The 5,724-nt window shown below is 52.4% G+C and carries 4 protein-coding genes; 1 reads left to right on the forward strand and 3 read right to left on the reverse strand.

What is annotated here, in order from left to right; all coding sequences use genetic code 11:
* Positions 1 to 272: 272 nt before the first annotated feature.
* The 3 genes from clpB to rluD form a co-directional block, all read right to left on the reverse strand.
* The gene (gene clpB / locus NR177_RS23590; protein ID WP_096012117.1) at positions 273 to 2,846 is read right to left on the reverse strand and encodes an ATP-dependent chaperone ClpB; all 2,574 of its coding nucleotides are present in this window, start codon (positions 2,844 to 2,846) and stop codon (positions 273 to 275) included.
* Positions 2,847 to 2,971: 125 nt separating this feature from the next.
* Positions 2,972 to 3,700 carry a purine nucleoside phosphorylase YfiH gene (yfiH, locus tag NR177_RS23595; RefSeq protein WP_256853789.1) on the reverse strand — a complete coding sequence of 243 codons (729 nt, stop codon included), beginning with the start codon at positions 3,698 to 3,700 and terminating at the stop codon, positions 2,972 to 2,974.
* On the reverse strand, positions 3,697 to 4,677 hold the full coding sequence (rluD, locus tag NR177_RS23600; RefSeq protein ID WP_063880702.1) for a 23S rRNA pseudouridine(1911/1915/1917) synthase RluD: 981 nt from the start codon (positions 4,675 to 4,677) through the stop codon (positions 3,697 to 3,699). Before rluD ends, yfiH begins: the two co-directional genes overlap by 4 nt.
* Before the next feature lie 129 nt (positions 4,678 to 4,806).
* On the opposite strand from rluD, the gene bamD reads away from it, so the two are divergent.
* Positions 4,807 to 5,538 (forward strand): outer membrane protein assembly factor BamD, encoded by a 732-nt coding sequence (gene bamD / locus NR177_RS23605; RefSeq protein ID WP_063880703.1) that lies wholly within the window; start codon positions 4,807 to 4,809, stop codon positions 5,536 to 5,538.
* Positions 5,539 to 5,724: the final 186 nt, after the last annotated feature.

Below are 5,724 nucleotides of genomic sequence, written 5' to 3' on the forward strand. Positions count from 1 at the left end.
GTATATTACGCTTTCCTCCTTCAGAGTCAACCTCTTTTTCAGAAGTTTTTCTCCGGCGGTTCAGTTTCCTGAACCTCCCTACACCGCATTCCGTAAGCCGTTGTGCCGTGTCAGTGGAGGCGCATTATAGGCAAATATTTTAGGCTGACAAGCGCTAATTCAAATAAACCTTTCGAGTGCTCACTTTCCAGGCAATGCGCTTTAAAAACGACCCAAACCGCAACTAGCAGGTACAAAAAACGGGCATTTCGCCCGTTTTTGCAGAGATGACCTTACTGATGCGCCGTAATGACGTCGTCTTTTACATCCATCTCAATCACTTTGCCCGGAACCAGCGCACCAGAAAGAATCTGCTGTGCCAGTGGGTTTTCTATCTGCTGCTGGATAGCACGTTTCAATGGACGCGCACCGTAAACCGGGTCATAACCGTTTTCACCCAGCAGTTTGATTGCGGCTTCAGAGATATGCAGCTGATAGCCTCGGTCTTCCAGACGTTTATACAACCGCTGTAGCTGAATCTGAGCAATAGAAGCAATATGCTGCTCACCCAACGGATGGAACACCACCACTTCATCAATACGGTTCACAAACTCCGGACGGAAATGCTGACCCACAACGCCCATGACCAGCCCTTTCATCTCGGCATAATTCAGATTACCGAAACGTTCCTGAATCAAATCTGAACCCAGGTTAGACGTCATGATCACAACCGTATTGCGGAAATCAACAGTGCGTCCTTGCCCGTCCGTCAACCGGCCATCATCCAGCACCTGCAGCAGGATATTGAAGACATCGGGATGCGCCTTCTCAATCTCATCCAGCAGGATCACCGAATAAGGACGACGGCGAACCGCTTCAGTCAGATAACCACCCTCTTCATAGCCGACATAACCCGGAGGTGCGCCCACCAGCCGCGATACAGAGTGTTTCTCCATAAATTCGGACATGTCGATACGAACCATCGCATCGTCACTGTCAAACAGGAAGTTAGCCAGTGATTTACACAATTCCGTTTTACCTACCCCGGTTGGACCCAGAAACAGGAACGACCCGACAGGACGATTTGGATCAGCCAGGCCTGCGCGGCTACGGCGAATGGCATTAGAAACCGCTTCAACCGCTTCATCCTGTCCAATCACGCGTGAGTGAAGCGACTGCTCCATACGCAGAAGTTTGTCACGCTCCCCTTCCATCATGCGAGCGACCGGAATACCGGTCCAGCGCGCCAGGACATCGGCAATCTCTACATCTGTTACGCGGTTGCGCAGCAGCTTCATGGTCTTGCCTTCAGCCTGTGTAGCGGAAGCCAACTGTTTTTCCAGCGCCGGGATCTTGCCATACTGCAGTTCTGACATCTGCGCCAGATCGCCGGAACGACGAGCCTGCTCAAGCGTAAGCCGTGCCTGCTCCAGTTCCGCTTTAATATTCTGCGTACCCGTTAACGAGGCTTTTTCCGCTTTCCACTCTTCTTCCAGCTCGGCATATTCACGCTCTTTCTGGTTTAGCTCGGCTTCCAGCATATCCAGACGCTTGACGCTGGCATCGTCAGACTCTTTCTTCAACGCCTGCTGTTCCAGCTTCAACTGGATAATGCGGCGTTCCAGGCGATCCAGCGCTTCAGGTTTGGAGTCAATCTGCATACGGATGCTCGATGCTGCCTCGTCAATCAGGTCAATTGCCTTGTCCGGCAACTGGCGGTCGGCGATGTAGCGGTGTGAAAGCGTGGCGGCTGCGACGATAGCCGGGTCAGTGATCTGCACATGGTGGTGCAGCTCATAGCGCTCTTTCAAACCACGCAAAATCGCGATGGTATCTTCAACGCTTGGCTCTGCCACAAACACTTTCTGGAAACGACGCTCCAGAGCGGCATCTTTTTCTATGTACTGGCGATACTCGTCCAGCGTGGTGGCACCAACGCAGTGCAGCTCACCACGAGCCAGCGCAGGCTTGAGCATATTACCGGCATCCATCGCACCGTCTGCTTTACCCGCACCAACCATCGTATGCAGTTCGTCGATAAACAGAATGACATTGCCTTCCTGTTTTGACAGGTCGCTAAGTACCCCTTTCAGGCGCTCTTCGAATTCACCACGGTATTTCGCCCCCGCCACCAGCGCTCCCATATCCAGTGCGAGTACGCGGCGGCCTTTCAGCCCTTCCGGTACTTCACCATTGATAATGCGCTGTGCCAGCCCTTCAACGATGGCGGTTTTACCCACACCTGGCTCACCGATTAACACCGGGTTGTTTTTAGTACGACGCTGCAACACCTGGATGGTGCGGCGAATCTCTTCGTCACGCCCAATCACCGGATCTAACTTGCCTTTTTCGGCGCGTTCGGTGAGATCAATCGTGTATTTTTTTAAAGCCTGACGCTGATCTTCAGCACCTTGATCGTTCACGTTGTCGCCTCCACGAAGTTGTTCAATCGCTTTGGTGAGCTTTTCGTTGGTGGCACCTGCGGATTTCAAAATATCCGCCAGCGAGCCACGTGAATCCAGGGCTGCCAAAACAAATAATTCAGATGAGATAAAGTTGTCGTTGCGCTTCTGTGCCAGCTTGTCGCACAGGTTAAGCACTCGGATGAGATCGGCAGAAGGTTGCACATCGCCGTCGCTGCCTTCAACCTGAGGCAGACGGTCAATAGCCTGATCAATCTGCGTACGTAACGCTGCGACGTCAGCACCGGCTGAGGACAACAGCGGCGCAACGGAACCGCCCTCCTGTTTGAGCAACGCACTCATCAGGTGTAAAGGTTCAATGAACTGGTTGTCGTGTCCCAGAGCCAAAGACTGCGCGTCGGAGAGAGCGAGTTGAAATTTATTAGTAAGACGATCCAGACGCATAATTCCTCCCATTACAGGTCAAATGCTACTGGAGATTAAAATGAGGTCATTCCTCAAATTTTCAAGGTTAATGACCTGAGATAGGAGTAAAAAATGCGCTGTCTGGATCGTCTTATGGGCTAAGACTATAACAGCCAAATTAAAGTTGCCATACGGCCGGTGACACCATCGCGACGATAGGAGAAGAAATCCTCCTGCTCGTGAAAGGTGCAGCGTGAGTCCGCGCTAACGGATTTCACTCCTGCGGCGTGCAGCCGCTGACGGGCCAGCAGCCAGATGTCGGCGTAGAATTTCTCGCCCGCTGGACGAAAAGCGGCGGCGGCCTGTGGGTCTTTCTCCACAAACGCACGACGAACTTCCGCACCGACTTCAAATGCATCAGGGCCAATTGCCGGACCGAGCCAGGCGTGGATATGAGCGGGAGCAGCCTGAAACTGGGCCAGCGTATTTTCCAGTACGCCGCCACATAGCCCACGCCATCCGGCATGAGCCGCAGCTACTTCGTTGCCGTCATCCGAACAGAACAACACGGGCAGACAGTCAGCCGTCATTACCGCACACACCACCCCTGTATCACGGGTGATACAGGCATCTGCCTGTAGCGGCAGGTTTCCGCCTGCGCTGAGGCGTTCAACGTCGGTTGAATGGACCTGCTCAAGCCACTGTGGCATCGCCGGCAACACCGCAAGCGAGACCAGCCGCTCTCGGTTAGCCGCCACATGCTGCGGCTTGTCACCCACATGGCTGCCCAGATTCAGCGAACGCCAGTTGCCCTCACTGACCCCGCCCTGACGTAAGGTTGAGGCGGCGCGCACACGATCAGGCGCAGGCCATTGTGGAATAATCAGGCTCATAGCCAGTCCAGTTGATCCTTGAACATCTCTGTATCCGCTTTCAACGCATCAATCAGATCGATCATGTCCTGAGGAATCGCAGCATGAAACTCCATTTCAATACCTGAGATAGGATGGTAAAGACGGAGCATCGTAGCGTGCAGCGCCTGACGATCAAATCCGCGCAGCGTGGTAATGAAGTCTTCAGATGCGCCTTTTGGCGGACGCGGACGACCACCGTAAAGCGGATCGCCCACCAGAGGATGATTAATATGCGACATATGCACACGAATCTGGTGCGTACGGCCGGTCTCCAGTCGTAAACGTAACCGCGTATGGGCACGGAAATGCTCCATGATGCGATAATGGGTTACAGCCGGTTTCCCCATTGGGTGCACAGACATATGAGTACGTTTTGTCGAGTGACGGCTAATCGGTTCATCTACCGTCCCGCCAGCTGTCATCGTACCAATTGCCACGGCTTCATATTCGCGTGTAATTTCGCGACGCTGCAGTGAATCTACAAGGTGCGTTTGCGCCGGTACGGTTTTCGCCACTACCATTAGCCCGGTCGTGTCTTTGTCCAGACGATGGACAATACCTGCGCGCGGTACATCCATAATGGCCGGATAGTGATGCAGCAGTGCATTGAGTACGGTGCCATCGGGATTTCCCGCGCCCGGGTGCACCACAAAGTCACGTGGTTTATTGATGACGATGATATCTTCATCTTCGTAAACGATATCCAGCGGGATGTTTTGCGGTTCCCAGCGCTGCTCTTCTTCGATCTCTGCATCGATAGATACGCGCTCGCCGCCAAGCACTTTTTCTTTTGGCTTATCAATAACAGTGCCGTTAACACTGACGCGCTGGTCGAGAATCCATTCTTTTATGCGAGAACGTGAATAATCAGGGAACAATTCCGCCAAAGTTTGATCTAAACGTTGTCCGAGTTGTGACTCGGATACCGTTGCGGTGAGTTGAACTTGTTGTGCCATATACAGCTTCTTCGTTAACGTTGGGTTTTACGGCGATGCCGTTTAATATAATGTGCTATCGTACCTGGTCATTACCGGGAGCTATACGGACAGCTTCCGCCATAACATTTTGAGGATAATCACTTCGTCATGACGCGTATGAAATATCTGGTGGCTGCAGCCACACTGAGCCTGGCACTTGTTGGTTGTTCCGGCTCAAATGACGCGGTACCGGACAACCCGCCTTCTGAAATCTATGCTACAGCGCAACAAAAGCTGCAGGACGGTAACTTTAAAGCGGCGATTAAGCAACTGGAAGCGCTGGATAATCGTTATCCCTTCGGTCCCTATTCGCAGCAGGTTCAGTTGGATTTGATCTACGCGTACTATAAAAATGCCGATCTGCCCATGGCACAAGCTGCCATCAGCCGCTTCATGCGTTTGAATCCAACGCATCCTAACATCGATTACGTCATCTATATGAAAGGGCTGACGGATATGGCGCTGGACGATTCGGCATTACAGGGCTTTTTCGGTATCGACCGTTCCGATCGCGATCCTACCCATGCTCGTGATGCATTTCGCGACTTTGCACAGCTGCTGCGCAGTTATCCAAACAGCCAGTACGCGGCTGATGCATACAAGCGTCAGGTCTACCTGAAAGATCGTCTGGCAAAATATGAGCTTTCGGTGGCGCAATTCTATACCAAGCGTGAGGCTTATGTCGCGGTTGTTAACCGTGTTGAGGGCATGATGCGCGATTATCCGGATACGCAGGCTACGCATGACGCGCTGCCACTGATGGAAAACGCCTATCGCCAGCTGCAACTGAATGCCGAGGCGGAAAGAGTCGCAAAAATTATCGCCGCCAATAACGGCTGATACGTTTGCGCTTTTAGCCACAAAAAAAAAAGCAGCCTTTAGGGCTGCTTTTTTATGCTTGCTGTCCCGTCCTGAATAGCGTTGACACATTTTCCACTGGTTTTGAGGTGAATGTGATGAAACAGTATGTTAAACGCACTCAGCGGGATTACTCTCTGTCCTTTAAGCTGGCAGTCGTGGAGCAGG

The sequence above is a fragment of the Pantoea sp. Fr+CA_20 genome (genome assembly GCF_024520835.1).
GTDB classification, from domain to species: Bacteria; Pseudomonadota; Gammaproteobacteria; order Enterobacterales; family Enterobacteriaceae; genus Pantoea; species Pantoea allii.

What these genes read in the sequence shown, in the direction of transcription:
- clpB (WP_096012117.1), bottom strand. Translation starts at nt 2,846, where the DNA reads ATGCGTCTGGATCGTCTTACTAATAAATTTCAACTCGCTCTCTCCGAC.
- rluD (WP_063880702.1), bottom strand. Translation starts at nt 4,677, where the DNA reads ATGGCACAACAAGTTCAACTCACCGCAACGGTATCCGAGTCACAACTC.
- yfiH (WP_256853789.1), bottom strand. Translation starts at nt 3,700, where the DNA reads ATGAGCCTGATTATTCCACAATGGCCTGCGCCTGATCGTGTGCGCGCC.
- bamD (WP_063880703.1), top strand. Translation starts at nt 4,807, where the DNA reads ATGACGCGTATGAAATATCTGGTGGCTGCAGCCACACTGAGCCTGGCA.